Below are 15,591 nucleotides of genomic sequence, written 5' to 3'. Positions count from 1 at the left end.
GTCCGTGACCCGGGTCCTGCCCGCGCGGGTCTCGCGCAGCTCTCGCGCGGGTCTAGCTCAGGTCGGGCCCCTTCAGCCGTGGAGGCTTGATGGGTGGTCCCTCCGGTGGATAGGTCTCGATGTGCTCCCAGTAGTAGAAGACGGCCGAGGCGACCGCCCGTTGCAGCTCGCTTCCGAAGGCGTCCAGATCGTGGATGCTGCCGTTGGCCGCACAGTGGCCCGCGCCGTCCGCCAGCCGCGGGACCAGCGTCCGGTACGTCAGTTCTTCGAGCTGCTGCTCCTTCTCCGTCGGGACGACGTCGTTGCGGTGCCGCGGGATCATCACGCTGACCCAGGGGCGCTGTTCCCCGCAGAGCTTGCCCATGAGGTCCTTGCCCTTGGTGGATTCGAGCGCCCACCGGTCGAGCAGCATCAGCCCCGGGGCCTTGGGGGTCTCCTGGCGGAGCATGCGGGAGTTGTCGTCGAGGGCTCCGACGTTGACCTTGTAGTCCATGGTGCGCACCAGGTCGGCGGCGTGGTCGCCGAGCGGCAGGGTGGACTCCGGGTGGTACGGGTTCCAGTCGTGCGGCCGGTCCCCGTAGTAGTCCGGCTTACGGCCCTGCGGCAGGTCGGAACGGGTGCAGGCGAGCACGGAGATGTCGAACTCCGGCGGGTGTTCGGCGGATCCGAACGCGGCCGGCAGCGACTCGTAGTCCTTGGAGAACTTGCCCTCGTCCAGCGCGGCGTCGTTGGCCACCCGCACGATCTGCTTGGCCAGCCGGTAGACGGCCCGCTCGTACTCGTCACGGAGGTAGCGCAGTTTGGTCAGTCCGTAGAGGCCCTCGTCCGCGTAGTCCTGCCCGAAGGTGGCGTGGTTGAACTGTAAGTCCCTTGCCACCTGCGGCATTTGAGCGGGCTCCACGGGCACCCATAACGCGGGGATGATCGCGCTGTCCCGTGCGATCCCGCCGCGCGCCCGGTGGTTGACCTGCCGCTGGGAGAAGGCCCACCACTCCCGGCCGCACTGCTCGCTGCGGAAGTAGCGCGGCGAGTACAGCGGGACGAACACCTTGCAGCGGGCGAGGTTCACCGACAGCTCGTCGGTCCACCGGGTGCCGACCTGGATGCCCTGGTCCAGAAAACCGACCTTGGCCCCCTTGGGCAGGTCGGTCAGCTCCATGATGTGCTCGCACAGCCCGTCGAACAGCTTCTTCACCCATACGATGGGGTCGGCGCCGCTCGAATCGTGGTTCGGCGTGTGCGCGTAGGAGAGGAAGAAGTACGGACTGCTCCCCCCTCTGCCCAGACTGGCTCCTTGCACGTATGCCCCCCGACGCTCCGTGACTGGGACCCCAGTGTAGGAAGGCACAAGTCCTGTTCGGAACAGGACGAACACACCCGTCTCGACGCTGGTTCAGTCCGGCGCGCGTGCCGGGCGTGCGCCGCGCCTCCGCTAACGCGCGGCCGCCTCCCAGGCGCCCCGGTGTTCCTCGGCCGCCCGTTGAGCCGTCCGCAGGGCCTCGATGCCGACCCGGGCCCCCATCAGCCCCTGTACGGTCTTGCGCATCTCGGCGACGAACCGCTCCCCGGCCGCCGTGAGCGCACCGGAGCCCGCCAGGGTCTCCACCGCCTCGGCGGTCTGGTCGCGCCAGCGGGAGAACTGGACCTCGGCGGTGCGGGCCTCCTCCCCGGTGCTGGTGCGCAGCCGGGCATGCCAGAAGTCGATCACCGCGATATGGGCGTACGTGCCCTGCAGCAGCCCCTCCAGGGGGCGTGGGTCGGGGCGCCAGGGCGCATAGAACAGGCGCTCGCAGGACGGGTCGTAGAGGTCCGTCAGATCGAGCACGGCACCCAGCTTGACGTGCTGGAACTCATGGACGAGCAGCAGCGCCAGCGTCTCCGGCGCGGCCGGCCGGGCGATGGCCACCGCCCCGAACGCGTCCCGGGCGGCGGAGCTGATGTCGTGACCCTCGGAGGAGGGGCGCAGGGGGGTGACGACCCGGAGCCCGGCGGCGATTCCCGGCGCGTACTGCGGCAGTTCGCGCCGGATCCACGCCCATGCGGCGGCCAGGTCGGCCCGCCAGGCCTGCGCCTCGCCCTCGGTGAGCCGGGCGTGCGCCGGGTGTCCGTGGCAGTCGCGCCAGGGGTCGGTGTCCTCCAGCGCGACGGCCCAGCCGTCCAGCTCGAACTGCCGGCTCAGCTGCCAGGCGGGGTCCTTCTCACCCTCCCAGGACATCGTGTACGTCCGCTCGCCCACCCGGGCGGTGAAGCCGTCGGCGTCCGTGCGCACCTCGGCCCGCTCGGCGTCGGCCGCCACGGCCAGCGCCCCGAGCGTGGGCAGCCGCAGCAGCCCGTCGTGGACCGGCACGACGACCGTCTCCGTGCGGCCGGCGCGCAGCGCGGCGGCGGCGGCGATCTCCGCGACCCCGCGCATCGCCGTCTCGGCCGCCTCCGGGTCGCCCGCGAGGGACCGTAGCGCCCAGGACCGCACATAGGGGTGCGCCAGGACCCGGTCCACCGACTCGGGCGCCTCGCTGTCGAGAACGGTGAGCGTCTCCCAGGCGGCCTCGCCCTGCGCGGTGTGTGCCGTCTCCTGCCAGGCGAGGCCCAGCAGTTCGCGGCCCAGCGCCAGTTGGTGGTGGGCCAGCAGTTCGGTGGTCTCGGAGGAGCCGAGACCGGCGGCCAGTTCGTCGAGGTGGTGGTCGGCGAGCGCGGGCTGGGCGGACTGGTCGGCCATGTGACGGTCCCGGATGTCGGTGATGAGGCGCAGCAGGTCGGAGCAGTACACGGACGGGTTCAGGAACTCGCTGCCGGTTCTGTACCGGTGCGCGTAGAGCCCGCCACCGCAGGAGCGCACGACCGGACAGGTACGGCATTCCTCGGCCAGCCCGTCGAGCCCCTGCTGCCGGGCCACCAGCCCGGGGTGCGCGGCCACCTGGTCGAGCGTGTTGTTCCGTACGTCCATACCGGTGACGGGCGCCCCGTCGAAGGCGGTCTTCAGCGAGTCGGCCTGCTCGAACGTGCCGTCGGTCTCGATCACGGCGAGGTCGGCCGGGGCCAGCCCCAGCGACTCGGTCAGGCTGCTGTCGCCGCGCAGGGTCCGCAGGATCGAGTCGAAGATACGTACGTCCATGGGGCGGCCGTCCGCGGTCCAGCGGTCGTGGACCGCCAGCAGCCAGCGGGCGTAGGCCGTGCCCTCGGTGTCCTCGGCCGGGCGCAGCGGCGGCTCGTCCCAGGTGGCGTGCGGGAGGAGGAAGTCGACGCGGGGCGGGGCGAGTTCGGCGAGCGCGTCGTAGACGGCGACCGGGTCGTTGCGTACGTCGATGGTGCAGAGGATGCCCGCGAACAGATGGCGGTACCGGGGCCGACTGAGCAGGGCGATGCCCCTGAGGACCCGGTCATGGCTGCTGCGCCCGTTGGCGTAGCGGCGGTGCAGGTCGTTGGCGGCCTTGTCGCCGTCCAGGGAGACGCCGACCTTGATGTCGAACTCGTCGAACAGGTCCAGGAAGCGTTCGTCGAGGGTGACGGCGTTGGTGTGGATCCGCAGGTCCAGGGCGCATACGCCGTCGAGCGCCGCGCGGAGTTCCTCGGCCGCCCTGCGCAGCCGGACGCGACCGGCCAGGAGCGGTTCACCGCCGTGGAGCACCACATGGACGGTGTCCAGGGCGTGGGTCCGCGCATGTTCGGCGATACGTTCCGCCGTGGCCCGGAGTACCTCGTTCGACGTCACGATGGGCCGACCGTGCCAACTTTGGTCCGCGTGTTCGAACACATAGCAGTGATCGCATGCCAGATCGCAGCGGCTGTGCATTTTGAGCACGAATTGGCGTAAGGGGTGGGGTGGTCGGCCCATGGGTGTCATGAGGGTGTTGTCGGTTCCCGATCGATGGGATCGATGAGATCAGACCGAGCTCTGGAAGGCCGCGACCGCGACCCTGCCCGGTCCCCGCCGCTCGACGCCGTTCGAGACGGCACGAGTCAGCGCGGGCGACAACGCACCGTTACTCTGCGCAGCCAGGCGCACCAGGGAAACCCGCTCCGGGCCGACAGCGGTCGGCTTTCCCGGCTCTTCGGCCGCGGCGTCGAGGGATGCGTTCATTCGGACCTCATCAATCTTTCAACCATCTGGGCCGTGAAGCGCAGACGGTGGCGTGAGCCTAGGGGTTCAGACCTAGGGATTTACTAACAGTGATCGTCCAGGACTGCCATCTGAGGCCGATGGTGAGACGCTGCAGTGGCCAGCAGAAAAGCGGGGTTATCCGGCCCAAGGCGAGCCACTGATGGCGCAGACGATAACCCCCCCACCTCAGCACCAATGCCACGCCCCACCGGATAAACGTGAGTCACATCACGCTGACGGGTGAGTTCTTGATCTCCCGTCAGCGCCAAAGACGAGGCCACCGCGCTGGACCTTGGTCAACCTCGTGATGCATGACGATCCAGGCAGTCGACGCGGCACGGGAGACTTTTACCAAAGAGTTATCCAAATTGAGTCGATGTACTGTCAACTCGTACTGCAGAGAGCGTAGTTGCACCTACTGGAAGTGCATGGGGCGAACCGATCGCGAGCCGCACATCCATGCGCCGAGGCGTACGCCCGAGCGCGCCACGACATCCCCCGAAATCCCTCCACGGACCCGGCACGACCCCGGTTCAACCGGCTTCGGCCACTCGGGGCCGTGAGCCCTGCTCGTCACTTTCCGTGATGGCTCCGTTCGGCGCTCACCGCCCTCCGTGGAGCGTGACTTCAGCCTTCTCGGCACTCTCAGCCCCCGCACAGCCACACCTCAGCCCCCTGACGGGCTGTGTGCCTAATTTTCTGGGCATGACGGGAATCCACAAAAGCAAAACGATCACTCGGCGGCGCGCTCTCGCGGTGACCGGAGGGACGGTCGCCGCCGGTGGGCTGGCGGTGGCCGGGTACCAGTCGGCGTTCGCGGACGAGACGACGGCCACCACCGGGGCGACGGCGACGGCCACGGCGGAGGCGACGAGCACCAGCGGTGCGTGCATGACGCTGATGTCGAGCGTCACCGAGGGCCCGTACTACCTTGACGGCGCCCTGGTCAGGAAGGACATCACCGAAGGCAAGAGCGGTGTCCCGCTGACCCTGCGCCTCACGGTCGTGGACGCCACCGACGGCTGCACCCCGGTCCCCGGCGCGGCCGTGGAGATCTGGCACTGCGACGCCTGGGGCTACTACTCCGGCTACACCACCGCGAACCCCGGCGGTTCGGCGCCCGCCGAGAGCGAGGACGGTTCGACCGCCAACGACGCCACCTACCTCCGTGGTTACCAGATCGCGAACGCGAACGGGGTGGTCAAGTTCGAGACCATCTTCCCCGGTTGGTACACCCCGCGCACCTGCCACATCCACGTGAAGGTGCACACCGGCGGCGAGAAGGAGGACGGCACCTACGAGGGCGGCAAGGTCAACTACACCGGCCAGTTCTTCTTCGACGACGACATCGCCCAGGAGATCTTCACCCTGGAGCCCTACTCCCAGCACAGCGGCAGCTACACCACCCTCGACGACGACATGGTCTACGACGGCGGCGGCGCCTCCAGCGGTCTGCTCACCCTCAAGGCGGTGAAGAAGGCCAACCCGGCCCGCGGCTACAAGGGCTTTCTCACCCTGGGCATCGATCCCGACGCCGAGAACACCGGGGCGGGCAGCGGCGGTGGCGGCGGCGAGGGCGGCACTCCCCCCTCGGGCGAGCCCCCGGCGGACGCCCCGACCGACTCCGCCACCGACTCCGCGTCGGCCTCGTAGGGTTCGCCCATGAGCAGCCGCGAGGACGAGACGCTGGCGCTGGCCGCGGTGGCCGCGCTCACCCGGCAGTTGGAACTGACGCCCAAGCCCGGCCTGCCCGACCCGCGCGACCTCGGCGCCCGCGTCACCCGGCAGGACCACCGCGCCCTGCGCTGGTCGGCGAAGGCACTGGTGCCCGGCCTCGCGGCGATGGCGGCCTGCGCCCGTCGCAACGGTACGGCGACACCCGAACTCCGCGCCGAACTCGGCGCGATCGGGCGCTGCACCGAACACTCCATGCAACTCGCCGGGGGCGGACACCGGGGCGCCACCTGGGTGTTGGGCCTCCTGGTCGCCGCGGCGGCCATGGACCCCGGCGCACGCGGGCGCGAACTCGCCGCCACCGCCAAGAAGATCGCCGCGCATCCCGACCGGCGTGCGCCCCGGCGCCCTTCCCGGGGTTCCTCGGTCTCCGCCAAGTACGGTGCGGCCGGCGCGCGGGGTGAGGCCCGCGCCGGATTCCCTCATGTACGGCGGGCGTTGGACGTCCTCGCCAAGGCCCGCACGGCGGGGACGCCGGAGCCGTACGCCCGCCTCGACGCCCTGCTGACGGTCATGTCCACGCTCCAGGACACCGAGTTGCTGTACACCGCCGGTCCCCATGGGCTGCGGAAGGTGCAGGCCGGGGCCCGGACCGTGATCGACGCGGGCGGTACGACGACGGACGCGGGCCGGGAGGCACTGACCGCGCTCGACGCGGAGGTGCTGGAGCGGGGGTGGAGTCCCCGGGGCAGCGGGTCGCTGCTGGCGGGCGCGCTGTTCGTGGACGCGCTCCCGGTCACCTCGCGGGTGTTGGTCGCCTCATAGCTCGGGGGTGCGGGTCGCTTCGGCGGGTGCGGCCCCGGTGGGGCTTCTCGCGCAGTTCCCCGCGCCCCTAAAAGACCAGGCCCCCGCGGGCCTGAAGGGGAACCGGCGGCGGGCCTGAAAAGCATGGGGCGCAGCCCCTGCTTTTCAGGGGCGCGGGGAACTGCGCGACCAGCCCCCACGCACCCGCACCCGCACCCGACCACGCTCCGCCCTACCCCCGCGCACCCCTCAAAGAAGCCATCCACCCCTCGACCTCCCCGGACTGCCGGGGCAACCCCGCGCTGAGGTTACGGTTCCCCTCCTCCGTCACCAGGATGTCGTCCTCGATCCGCACACCGACACCCCGGTACTCCTCGGGCACGGTGAGGTCGTCGGCCTGGAAGTAGAGGCCGGGCTCCACGGTCAGCACCATCCCCGGCTCCAACGTCCCGTCGACATACGCCTCCACGCGCGCGGCGGCACAGTCGTGGACGTCCATGCCGAGCATGTGACCCGTGCCGTGAAGGGTCCAGCGGCGCTGGAGGCCCAGCTCCAGGACCCGCTCCACGGGGCCCTCGACGAGCCCCCACTCGACCAGCCGCTCGGCCAGCACATGCTGCGCCGCGTCGTGGAAGTCGCGGTACTTGCCGCCGGGCCGCACGGCGGCGATCCCGGCCTCCTGGGCGTCGTACACCGCGTCGTAGATCTTCTTCTGGATCTCGCTGAACGTGCCGCTGATCGGCAGGGTGCGGGTGACGTCGGCCGTGTAGTACGTGTGCGTCTCGACACCCGCGTCCAGCAGGAGCAGGTCGCCGGAGCGGACGGGGCCGTCGTTGCGGACCCAGTGCAGCGTGGTGGCGTGCGGGCCGGCGGCGCAGATGGAGCCGTAGCCGACGTCATTGCCCTCGACTCGGGCCCGCAAAAAGAACGTTCCCTCGATATAGCGCTCCGACGTGGCCTCGGCCTTGTCCAGCACCCGTACGACGTCCTCGAAGCCGCGCACGGTCGAGTCGACCGCCTTCTGCAGCTCGCCGATCTCGAAGTCGTCCTTGACCAGCCGCGCCTCGGAGAGGAAGACCCGCAGTTCGGTGTCGCGTTCGGCGGTGACCTTGTCGGTGAGGGCCGCCTCGATACCGGCGTCGTACCCGCGGACGACCCGCACCGGGCCGGTGGCCTCGCGCAGCTTGTCGGCGAGTTCGCGCACGTCGGCGGCGGGGATGCCGTACAGCTGGGCCGACTCGGTGAGCGAGTGGCGGCGGCCGACCCACAGCTCGCCCTGGCCGGAGAGCCAGAACTCGCCGTTCTCCCGGTCGGAGCGCGGCAGCAGGTAGATCGTCGCCTCGTGGCCCTCGGCACCGGTCGGCTCCAGGACCAGGACGCCGTCCTCCGTCTGGTTGCCGGTGAGGTACGCGTACTCGACCGACGCCCGGAAGGGGTACTCGGTGTCGTTCGAGCGGGTCTTGAGGTTGCCCGAGGGGATCACCAGACGGTCGCTCGGGAAGCGCGCGGAGAGCGCGGCGCGGCGGGCGGCGGTCTCGGCGGCCTGGGCGATCGGCTCCAGACCGTGCAGTTCGGTGTCGGCCCAGCCCGACTTCATGTTCTCGGCCAGCTCGTCGGACACGCCCGGGTACAGGCCGTTCTTGCGCTGCTTGATCGGCTCCTCGGCTTCGGTCGCCTCGGTCTCCGGGATCGCCGGCTCGAGCTCGTCCGCCACGGTCATCCTCCTAGGTACGGCACTGGACCTCGTCCATCGTACGGTCGTACCGACGAAGACCCAGGTCGTACCGGAGGAGACCCGGCAGCCCCGGAACACCCCTCACGACGGGTCACCGGCCCCTTACCGGAAGCGGCCAGGAGGCGCGGGGCGCGCGGCAGGCGAAGCTCCGGGGGCCGGATGAAAGAAGCCCGGTACCGGCGCGGTGACGCGCGCCTCCACCGCACGGCGACACAAGCGCTCCGCCCCCGGCAGCGCCCGTCCCACCCCTACGCATCCCTACGCATCCCTACGGGTTCCCCTACTCGAACCGCGCCGCCAGCAACACCACGTCCTCCGTGCCGTCGGCCTCGTCGAGGCGGTCCGGGAGGACGGTGCGCAGGATGTGGTCGGCCAGGGCGCCGGGGTCGCCGCGCAGGGCCCGGGGGACACCGGCGGCGGCCGCGTGGAGGCGGGCGAAGGCGCGGTCGACGGGGTCGCCCGTGCGCTGGAGGAGACCGTCGGTGTAGAGCAGGACGGTTTCTCCTGGCGCGGCGGTCAGCTCCACGCTCGGTGCCTCCCAGCAGGCGAGCATGCCGAGCGGCGCCGACAGGGACGTCTCCACGAACTCGGTGCGCCGCTCGCCGATCACCAGCGGCGGACTGTGCCCGGCCCCGGCCAGCGTGATCTTGCGCAGCGCCGGCTCGACGTAGGCGAAGAGCGCGGTGGCGGAGCGGGCGGGCTCGGTCAGGCGCAGCAGCAGTTCCAGGTCGGAGAGGACGGCGACGGGGTCCTCTCCCTCCATCACGGCGTACGCCCGCAGCGAGGCCCGCAGCCGTCCCATCGCGGCGATCGCGCTGGGCCCGGACCCGGTGACCGAGCCGACCGCGAGGCCGAGCGCGGCGTCCGGCAGCGGCAGCGCGTCGTACCAGTCGCCCCCGCCGCGCGGCCCGGTGCGGTGCCGGGCCGCGAGCTGGACGCCGGCGACGCGGGGCAGCCGGGAGGGGAGCAGTTCCTCGGCGATGGTCGCCATGGCCGCGCGGGTGCGCTCGACCTCGACGAGCCGGGCCAGGTGCTCGGCGGCGTACCGCGTGTACAGCCCGACGAGATGCCGCTGCCGCTCGACCGGTTCCGCGGGCTCGTCGTACAGCCAGACCGCGGCGCCGAGCGGGCCGGCCGGCGCGGCGGAGCCTCCCTCGCCGGATCCACCCTCGGTGGACAGGGGGAGCGCGTAGCTCGCCGCGTACCCGAGCCGGGCGGCGACCTCGCGGTGGCGGGGGTCGAGTCCGTCCTCGGCGAACAGGTCGGGCTGCGCGATCTCCCCGTCACCGCCCGGCAGTCCGTCGAGGATGCGGCCGTACGGCAGGGAGCTGCGCGGCACGGTCTCGATGTGCCCGAGGTCGGCGCGGCCGAGGCCGAGGCCGATGGTGGTGTCCGGGCCGAGTCCGTCGCCCGGTTCGAGGACGAGGAGACCGCGGCGGGCGCCGACGAGGGCGGCTCCGGCGTGCAGGGTCTCCTTCAGGGCGCCGTCGAGTGAGTCCGTGCGGGCCAGACGTTCGGTGAGTTCGTGCAGCGTCGTGAGGTCCGAGACCCAGCCCGCGAGTCTGTCCTGCAGAACGGCCCCGGGAGCGGTGCCCAATCCGGTGGCGGGAGGGGCCGATGGGGTACCCGGGGCGGCGGGCGCGGGCGCGACAGTGTGTGCGGGGGAGGGAACCGTTGAATCGATTCCAGCCACTTTCGGAGGGTGAGGGGCGTTCATGGTGTCCGGCTTTCCGACCGGTGCGTATTGCTCAAAAGCATCGCAAACCCCCATGTCATTCTGCGCCGCTAGCAGTGTCTCCACATGTACACGCACTCGTGAGGGGATGTCCAGCATTGTCCTGCTGGGATATCTGGTGTCCGTGGGGCCCTGTTGGACATGTGTCAACTTCTTGTCCAGTCCTTTGGAAAAAGCAAAGTTGGCCAAAAAGTGTTGTGGTGAACGGTGTATTGAGGTCGACTGGCCTTGTTCAACAGAGCGTCACAGCGGTCGTGATGGGTACGTACTCGGTGAAGGCCAGGCGTGGCGGAGGCCACGGAACCTGGCGACGGAACCGGGCGTCCTATCCACCGACGACCGAGCCCCATCCTCCCGTGGCGGAGGCGGCGAGCACACGCAGGACAGCAAAACGCCAGGCGCCGCCACCCCTACGCCATGCCCATGCTTTTGACAGACGCAAGTCGACGCAAGCGATGGACGCGGACGTAACCGAGCTCGGCCCGCAGGGTTCCCCTTGTCCGCGACAGGGGTGTGATGCGCCAGCAGGTACGCACAGTGCAGTGAACGACACATGTTGTGATGTGACCCACGGTGTTGCCATGCGTGCAACGGAAAGGACGAGCGCTCATGCGCGAGATCCCCGGAAAGCGACGCAGGCTCCTGTCCAAGCGCAACGGCGGGAGGCCCGAGCTTCTTGAGCAGGCCCTGACGTTCGCGACGGAATGGCAGTGGCCCGTACTCCCGGGGGTGGCGCCGGACCCGCAGGGGCGTGCCCGCTGCGGCTGCCCGGACCCGGAGTGCGTGGTGCCCGGCGCTCACCCCTTCGACCCGCCGCTGCTCGCCGCCACCACGGACGAGCGCATGGTCCGCTGGTGGTGGACCAACCGGCCGACCGCCCCGATCGTGCTGGCCACCGGTGGTGCCGCCCCCTGCGCGGTGAGCCTGCCGGCCCTGGCCGCCTCCCGCGCCCTCGCCGCGCTCGACCGCTCCGGTATGCGCCTCGGCCCCGTGGTCGCGGCCCCGCACCGCTGGGCGATCCTCGTCGCGCCGTACTCCATGGAGCAGTTGGGCGAACTGCTCTACGCCAAGGACTTCGTCCCCGGTTCGCTCCGCTTCCACAGCGAGGGCGGTTATCTGGCCCTGCCCCCCTCCGAGACGGGTCACGGTCTGATCCGCTGGGAGCGGGCACCGCTGCCCGGTTCGGCCGCGCCGTGGGTGCCCGATGTCGAGGCGGTCGTGGACGCGGTCGTCGACGCCCTCACTCGTACGGGTGTGAGCGCGCCCGAGTTCTGAGCCCGCCCGGCGCGCGCGGGGCCGGGCGCCCCCGGTCGGTCGTTATGTTCCGCATATGCAGCGTCTTCCCGGGGGCCACGGGGCCCCGTCGCGCGGCCGTCACAGCGCTCCCCCGCCCCGGAGCCGTAGAGCGTCCGATCCGGCGCGCGGCGGGCCCGATCCGCGCCGGCTCCGCCTCGCGGGACTGACCGTCGCGGTCGCGGTTGCGCTGGGCCTGCCCCTCGCCGCGTCCGCCGGCCCGCTCGGCGACGCACAGACGTCCGAACGAGCCCTCACCTCCGACCTCGACCGCGTCACCGGGCGCCCCGGCGATGCCACTGGCCTCGGCGCCGACGGCGGCGAAGCCGATGCGGGGACGGGTGGATCCGGCGGCGCGACGGACGGGGGCACGGACGGGTCCGGCGGGGACGTCGAGAACTCCGCCGACTCCACCCGCTCCGCAGGCTCGTCCGGCTCCGCAGGCTCATCCGGCCCTGCCTCGGCCGACTCCTCCGCAGACTCCTCGGCCAGCTCCTCCGCAGACCCCTCCGCCGGGCGTGCCGATCCGAAAGCCGCCGGTGGCGACGCCGACTCCTCGCGGCTGCTCGGTCTCGGGCTCGCCACCGCCGCCCGCTGCGGTCCCGAACTCACCTCCCCCGACGGCATCGAGGCACAGACATGTGTCCTCACCCAGGGCGAGCAGACCTGGGCCCGCACCTACTACCGCAACGCCACCGGGCGGGAGTTGAGTGCGGTCCTCAGCATGATGGCGCCCGGCGGGCGCACCGTACGGATGCACTGCGCCGTGGGCGCGCACGACGAGCCCGGGGTATGTGAGACGCCAAGGGGGCGTACGCGGGGCGCAGCGGGGGCGTACACGGCTGTGGCGGAGTTCGCGGCTCCGGACGGCGGGGGACCGCTGTTGCTGCGCTCAGGGAGCAACTCAGGCCGCTCGTAAGGGCGTTGACGCCGCGCCGGGATCCGTACAGCGGAGCCGTTCCGGATCCGGGCATGAAAAGACCCGGTTGCTGGCGACGGGGGATGCACCAGCAACCGGGCTAATGGAACCGTAACAAGAGATCGGCGCTTCGCAAATTCGGTCTTGGCTATTCGGACACGAATTTGCCTGTCACGTAGGGGAGTTGTGACAGGAGTCACCACACTTCGCACGCACTCGGCGGGCCGGCCGTCGCGCCGGCCCGCCGAGTGCGTGTCAGCTGAGAGTGACCTGCCGGTTGGTCAGTCCGCCGCGCGCCCGGCGCTCGTCCGGGGTCAGCGGGGACTCGTCGGCCAGGGCGGTGGCGAGCCGCTCGGCGAACTCCGCCGCCGGCTTCTCGATGTCGTCCGCGCCGACACCGCTGGGGAGGTCCCAGACCGGCACGGTGAGGCCGTGAGCACGGAAGGAACCCACCAGACGGGTGCCCTCGCCGAGGCTGGACCGCCCCGCCGCGTGCAGCCGCGCGAGCGCGTCCAGAAGCCGCTCCTCGGCGTGCGGCATGACCCATCGCAAATGGTTCTTGTCGGGGGTCTCGCACCAGTACGCCGCATCGACGCCCGCGAGCTTCACAGTCGGGATCGCCGCGGAGTTGGCGCGCTCCAGGGAGGCGGTCACCTCGGGAGTCGCGTTGTCCGTGTCCGGGACCCAGAACTCGAAGCCCGTGTGCACAACTGGCTCGAACTCACCTTCGGGGTCGAGCAGGTCCTGCAGACGCGGACCGTCGGCCGGGGCGCGGCGGCCCTGAACCGGAGTGCCCGGCTCGGCGACGAGGGCGCGCTGGAGGGTGTCGGCGAGGTCGCGGCTGATGTCGCCGGAGGCCGTGTCGTTCTGCAGGCCCAGCAGGACCGAGCCGTCGTCGCGGCGCAGCGCGGGCCACGCCATGGGCAGCACGGTGGCGAGCGTCACCGACGGGACGCCCTCGGGGAGCGCGTCCTTCAGCTTCAGCTCGACGGTGGCGGCGGGCACCAGCTCGCGCAGCGCGATCCAGTCGCCCTCGCCCGGCAGGCCCTCGAACGGGCGCTGCACCAGCTCGGTCACCGCCTGGGCGGCGGCCCGGCCGTGACATGCCTTGTAGCGGCGGCCGCTGCCGCAGGGGCATTGCTCGCGCGCGCCGGCAACCGGAACCTGCCCATCGGCGCTTGCGGCGCCGGCTCCGCCGGTGCCCTGCGGGCGCTTGGCCTTGGTGTGGGGTCGCTTCTTGGCCATCGTGGGTGTCTCCCGATCACGGCTCGTCTCGTACTCGCGCGAGCCTAGCCGCTCGTACGGCGCCCGACGGGACCCTGTGGACAACGCACCGAGTCGTCCCGGAACCGGTGGATCAGGCCAGGATGTGCCCGCCTGGCCCGGTCGGCGGGCACGCACATGGTTCCCACCCGGTGGACGACCGCGTCGCCCCGCCCGGTGGAGGGATCAGTCCATGTCCTCGAACGCGTCCGCGAAGTCCAGATCGGGGACGGTGGAGACCGCGGGGGCCACGACGCGGGTCGCGAAGTCGTCCCGTCGGTGGGCGCGGTAGACGTCGTCCTGGACGACGACCCACACCGTGACCTCGCCCCGGGCGTCGTCGCGCACACCCCAGTCGTCGGCCAGTGCCGTCACGATGTTCAGCCCACGGCCGCCATGTGCGGTGACCGAGGGCGTGGACGGAACCGGGCGGGTCGGACCACCGCCGTCCGTGACCTCGACGGTGAGCCGCCCCGTGGGGTCCATGCGCCAGGAGCAGCGCACATCGCCGTCACCGGCCAGCGCCTCGCCGAGCGGCCTGCCGTGTTTGCAGGCATTGCTGAGTAGTTCGGAAAGGATCAGTAGGGCGTCGTCGATGACCGATTCCGCCACACCACCGCCGCGCAACTGATCGCGCATCCGGTGCCTCGCTTCCCCCACGCCCGCAGGGCCATGGGGTACGGCCATGCTCGACGACGTGGGCACCTCCTGTGCCACCACCAACGCCACCCCCGAGACCTCCTTCGCCCCACGCCACGGTGTGAATGCCCCATTGGACTGGACTGGAAACCGGCCGGAACATGTGCTCTGACGCACTCACAACGATCGAATACGGACCGAACGCGCCGGTGCACACCCCGTAGCCGACTGGCTGAATTTCGTCCCCGATATACCGACTTGTCCTCGGGTCGGGACCGGCCGTCTTGGCGGAATTCTTACCTCCGCCAAGGGGCGCGCGGCGGCGCCGACAGGGGCCTGCGGGGTGGTAGCAGGTGTGAACAGAGGCGTGTTCGGACCTGTCCGGGGCGACGTGTTGGAAGCTGTCGGAATCGGGGTGTTGGAAGCTGTCGGAAGCCGTGCGCTCGCCGGTCCCGGAATTCGGGCGCTCGGGGTGGCCGAGGGCGGGGGGTCCGTCAGCGGCCGAGCTGGTGGAGGACCGCGCGCGGGCGGTTGGTGATGATGGCGTCGACACCCAGCTCGACACAGAGGTCGACGTCCTCGGGCTCGTTCACGGTCCACACGTGCACCTGGTGCCCGGCGCTCTTCAGGCGCTCGATGTACGCGGGGTGGTTGCGCACGATCCGGATCGAGGGGCCCGCGATCCGGACACCGCTCGGCAGCCGTCCGTCCCGCAGGCGGGGCGAGACGAACTGCATCAGATAGACCGTCGGCAGCGTCGGCGACGCGGCGCGGACGCGGTGCAGCGAGCGCGCGGAGAAACTCATGATCCGCACCGGCGACCCGGCGGCCGGCTCCGGGGCGTCCAGACCGAACCGCTTCAGCAGGACCAGCAGCCGTTCCTCGACCTGGCCCGCCCAGCGGGTGGGGTGCTTGGTCTCGATGGCCAGCTCCACCCGGCGCCCGGCGTCGGCCACGAGTTCGAGCAGACGTTCAAGGGTGAGGACGGAGGTGTCCGCCCGGTCCTCGGGGGTGACCTCCCAGTCGGGGGCCTCGTCGCCGTTCTTCCAGGAGCCGAAGTCCAGGGCGGCCAGGTCGGCCAGCTCCAGGGCGGAGACCGCGCCCCGGCCGTTCGACGTACGGTTGACGCGTCGGTCGTGGACACAGACCAGGTGGCCGTCGGCCGTCAGCCGGACATCGCATTCGAGCGCGTCCGCGCCGTCCTCGATCGCCTTCTTGTACGCGGCCAGGGTGTGCTCGGGGGCCGCCTCGGAGGCGCCGCGGTGGGCGACGACCTGAATCGGGAGCTGTCGTGCGTGGGTCACCGCGTCATGGTGCCACCGTGACGGGGTACGCGTGGGGGCGGTGACCGTGGACGACCGGGTTCATACGCACAGTACGCGCCGATAGTCCGATAGATCCTATATAAAGGATGGTCCCGGACCCACAGG

General features: G+C 71.1%; 12 protein-coding genes. 4 read left to right on the top strand and 8 right to left on the bottom strand.

What is annotated here, in order from left to right; translation table 11 throughout:
- Nucleotides 1–52: 52 nt before the first annotated feature.
- The 3 genes from ACZ7MG_RS10690 to fxsA form a co-directional block, all read right to left on the bottom strand.
- Nucleotides 53–1,300 (bottom strand): TIR-like protein FxsC, encoded by a 1,248-nt coding sequence (locus ACZ7MG_RS10690; protein ID WP_471382612.1) that lies wholly within the window; start codon nt 1,298–1,300, stop codon nt 53–55.
- A gap of 132 nt (nt 1,301–1,432) precedes the next feature.
- Nucleotides 1,433–3,841 (bottom strand): FxsB family cyclophane-forming radical SAM/SPASM peptide maturase, encoded by a 2,409-nt coding sequence (locus ACZ7MG_RS10685; protein ID WP_471382614.1) that lies wholly within the window; start codon nt 3,839–3,841, stop codon nt 1,433–1,435.
- Nucleotides 3,842–3,880: 39 nt separating this feature from the next.
- Complete coding sequence (fxsA, locus tag ACZ7MG_RS10680) at nt 3,881–4,078, bottom strand: FxSxx-COOH cyclophane-containing RiPP peptide (protein WP_471382616.1); 198 nt, start codon at nt 4,076–4,078, stop codon at nt 3,881–3,883.
- A 726-nt stretch (nt 4,079–4,804) separates the two neighbouring features.
- Between fxsA and ACZ7MG_RS10675 the strand changes: the two genes are divergently transcribed.
- Nucleotides 4,805–5,752, top strand: a complete 948-nt coding sequence (locus ACZ7MG_RS10675) for an intradiol ring-cleavage dioxygenase (protein WP_471382618.1) — start codon at nt 4,805–4,807, stop codon at nt 5,750–5,752.
- 9 nt (nt 5,753–5,761) lie between these two features.
- On the top strand, nt 5,762–6,598 hold the full coding sequence (locus ACZ7MG_RS10670; protein WP_471382620.1) for a triphosphoribosyl-dephospho-CoA synthase: 837 nt from the start codon (nt 5,762–5,764) through the stop codon (nt 6,596–6,598).
- Between the two features lie 211 nt (nt 6,599–6,809).
- Here the strand turns inward: ACZ7MG_RS10670 and ACZ7MG_RS10665 are convergent, their stop codons facing one another.
- Together ACZ7MG_RS10665 and ACZ7MG_RS10660 are read right to left on the bottom strand one after the other, a co-directional pair.
- Nucleotides 6,810–8,297: an aminopeptidase P family protein gene (locus tag ACZ7MG_RS10665; RefSeq protein ID WP_471382621.1), complete on the bottom strand. Its 1,488-nt coding sequence runs from the start codon at nt 8,295–8,297 to the stop codon at nt 6,810–6,812.
- A 295-nt stretch (nt 8,298–8,592) separates the two neighbouring features.
- Nucleotides 8,593–10,146, bottom strand: coding sequence for a PP2C family protein-serine/threonine phosphatase (locus tag ACZ7MG_RS10660; RefSeq protein ID WP_471382623.1), 1,554 nt, complete (start codon nt 10,144–10,146; stop codon nt 8,593–8,595).
- 510 nt (nt 10,147–10,656) lie between these two features.
- On the opposite strand from ACZ7MG_RS10660, the gene ACZ7MG_RS10655 reads away from it, so the two are divergent.
- Nucleotides 10,657–11,322 (top strand): bifunctional DNA primase/polymerase, encoded by a 666-nt coding sequence (locus tag ACZ7MG_RS10655; RefSeq protein ID WP_471382624.1) that lies wholly within the window; start codon nt 10,657–10,659, stop codon nt 11,320–11,322.
- Nucleotides 11,323–11,377: 55 nt separating this feature from the next.
- Nucleotides 11,378–12,259: a hypothetical protein gene (locus ACZ7MG_RS10650; protein ID WP_471382625.1), complete on the top strand. Its 882-nt coding sequence runs from the start codon at nt 11,378–11,380 to the stop codon at nt 12,257–12,259.
- A 255-nt stretch (nt 12,260–12,514) separates the two neighbouring features.
- Here ACZ7MG_RS10650 and ACZ7MG_RS10645 read toward each other — a convergent pair whose 3' ends face one another.
- The 3 genes from ACZ7MG_RS10645 to ACZ7MG_RS10635 form a co-directional block, all read right to left on the bottom strand.
- On the bottom strand, nt 12,515–13,504 hold the full coding sequence (locus ACZ7MG_RS10645; protein WP_471382626.1) for a DUF5926 family protein: 990 nt from the start codon (nt 13,502–13,504) through the stop codon (nt 12,515–12,517).
- A gap of 204 nt (nt 13,505–13,708) precedes the next feature.
- On the bottom strand, nt 13,709–14,251 hold the full coding sequence (locus tag ACZ7MG_RS10640) for an ATP-binding protein (RefSeq protein ID WP_471382627.1): 543 nt from the start codon (nt 14,249–14,251) through the stop codon (nt 13,709–13,711).
- Nucleotides 14,252–14,655: 404 nt separating this feature from the next.
- A complete protein-coding gene (locus ACZ7MG_RS10635) occupies nt 14,656–15,465 on the bottom strand; it encodes a glycerophosphodiester phosphodiesterase (RefSeq protein ID WP_471382628.1) in 810 nt (269 codons plus the stop codon).
- Nucleotides 15,466–15,591: the final 126 nt, after the last annotated feature.

The sequence above is a fragment of the Streptomyces sp. NPDC107538 genome, from assembly GCF_055657445.1.
The sequence above is the reverse complement of the archived record's forward strand: the minus strand, read 5'-3'. Positions and strand labels throughout refer to the sequence as shown.

Excerpts from the sequence above, each read along its gene's own strand:
- ACZ7MG_RS10650 (WP_471382625.1), top strand. The coding sequence starts at position 11,378 with ATGCAGCGTCTTCCCGGGGGCCACGGGGCCCCGTCGCGCGGCCGTCAC.
- ACZ7MG_RS10670 (WP_471382620.1), top strand. The coding sequence starts at position 5,762 with ATGAGCAGCCGCGAGGACGAGACGCTGGCGCTGGCCGCGGTGGCCGCG.
- ACZ7MG_RS10655 (WP_471382624.1), top strand. The coding sequence starts at position 10,657 with ATGCGCGAGATCCCCGGAAAGCGACGCAGGCTCCTGTCCAAGCGCAAC.
- fxsA (WP_471382616.1), bottom strand. The coding sequence starts at position 4,078 with ATGAACGCATCCCTCGACGCCGCGGCCGAAGAGCCGGGAAAGCCGACC.
- ACZ7MG_RS10685 (WP_471382614.1), bottom strand. The coding sequence starts at position 3,841 with ATGACACCCATGGGCCGACCACCCCACCCCTTACGCCAATTCGTGCTC.
- ACZ7MG_RS10645 (WP_471382626.1), bottom strand. The coding sequence starts at position 13,504 with ATGGCCAAGAAGCGACCCCACACCAAGGCCAAGCGCCCGCAGGGCACC.
- ACZ7MG_RS10665 (WP_471382621.1), bottom strand. The coding sequence starts at position 8,297 with ATGACCGTGGCGGACGAGCTCGAGCCGGCGATCCCGGAGACCGAGGCG.
- ACZ7MG_RS10660 (WP_471382623.1), bottom strand. The coding sequence starts at position 10,146 with ATGCTGGACATCCCCTCACGAGTGCGTGTACATGTGGAGACACTGCTA.
- ACZ7MG_RS10675 (WP_471382618.1), top strand. The coding sequence starts at position 4,805 with ATGACGGGAATCCACAAAAGCAAAACGATCACTCGGCGGCGCGCTCTC.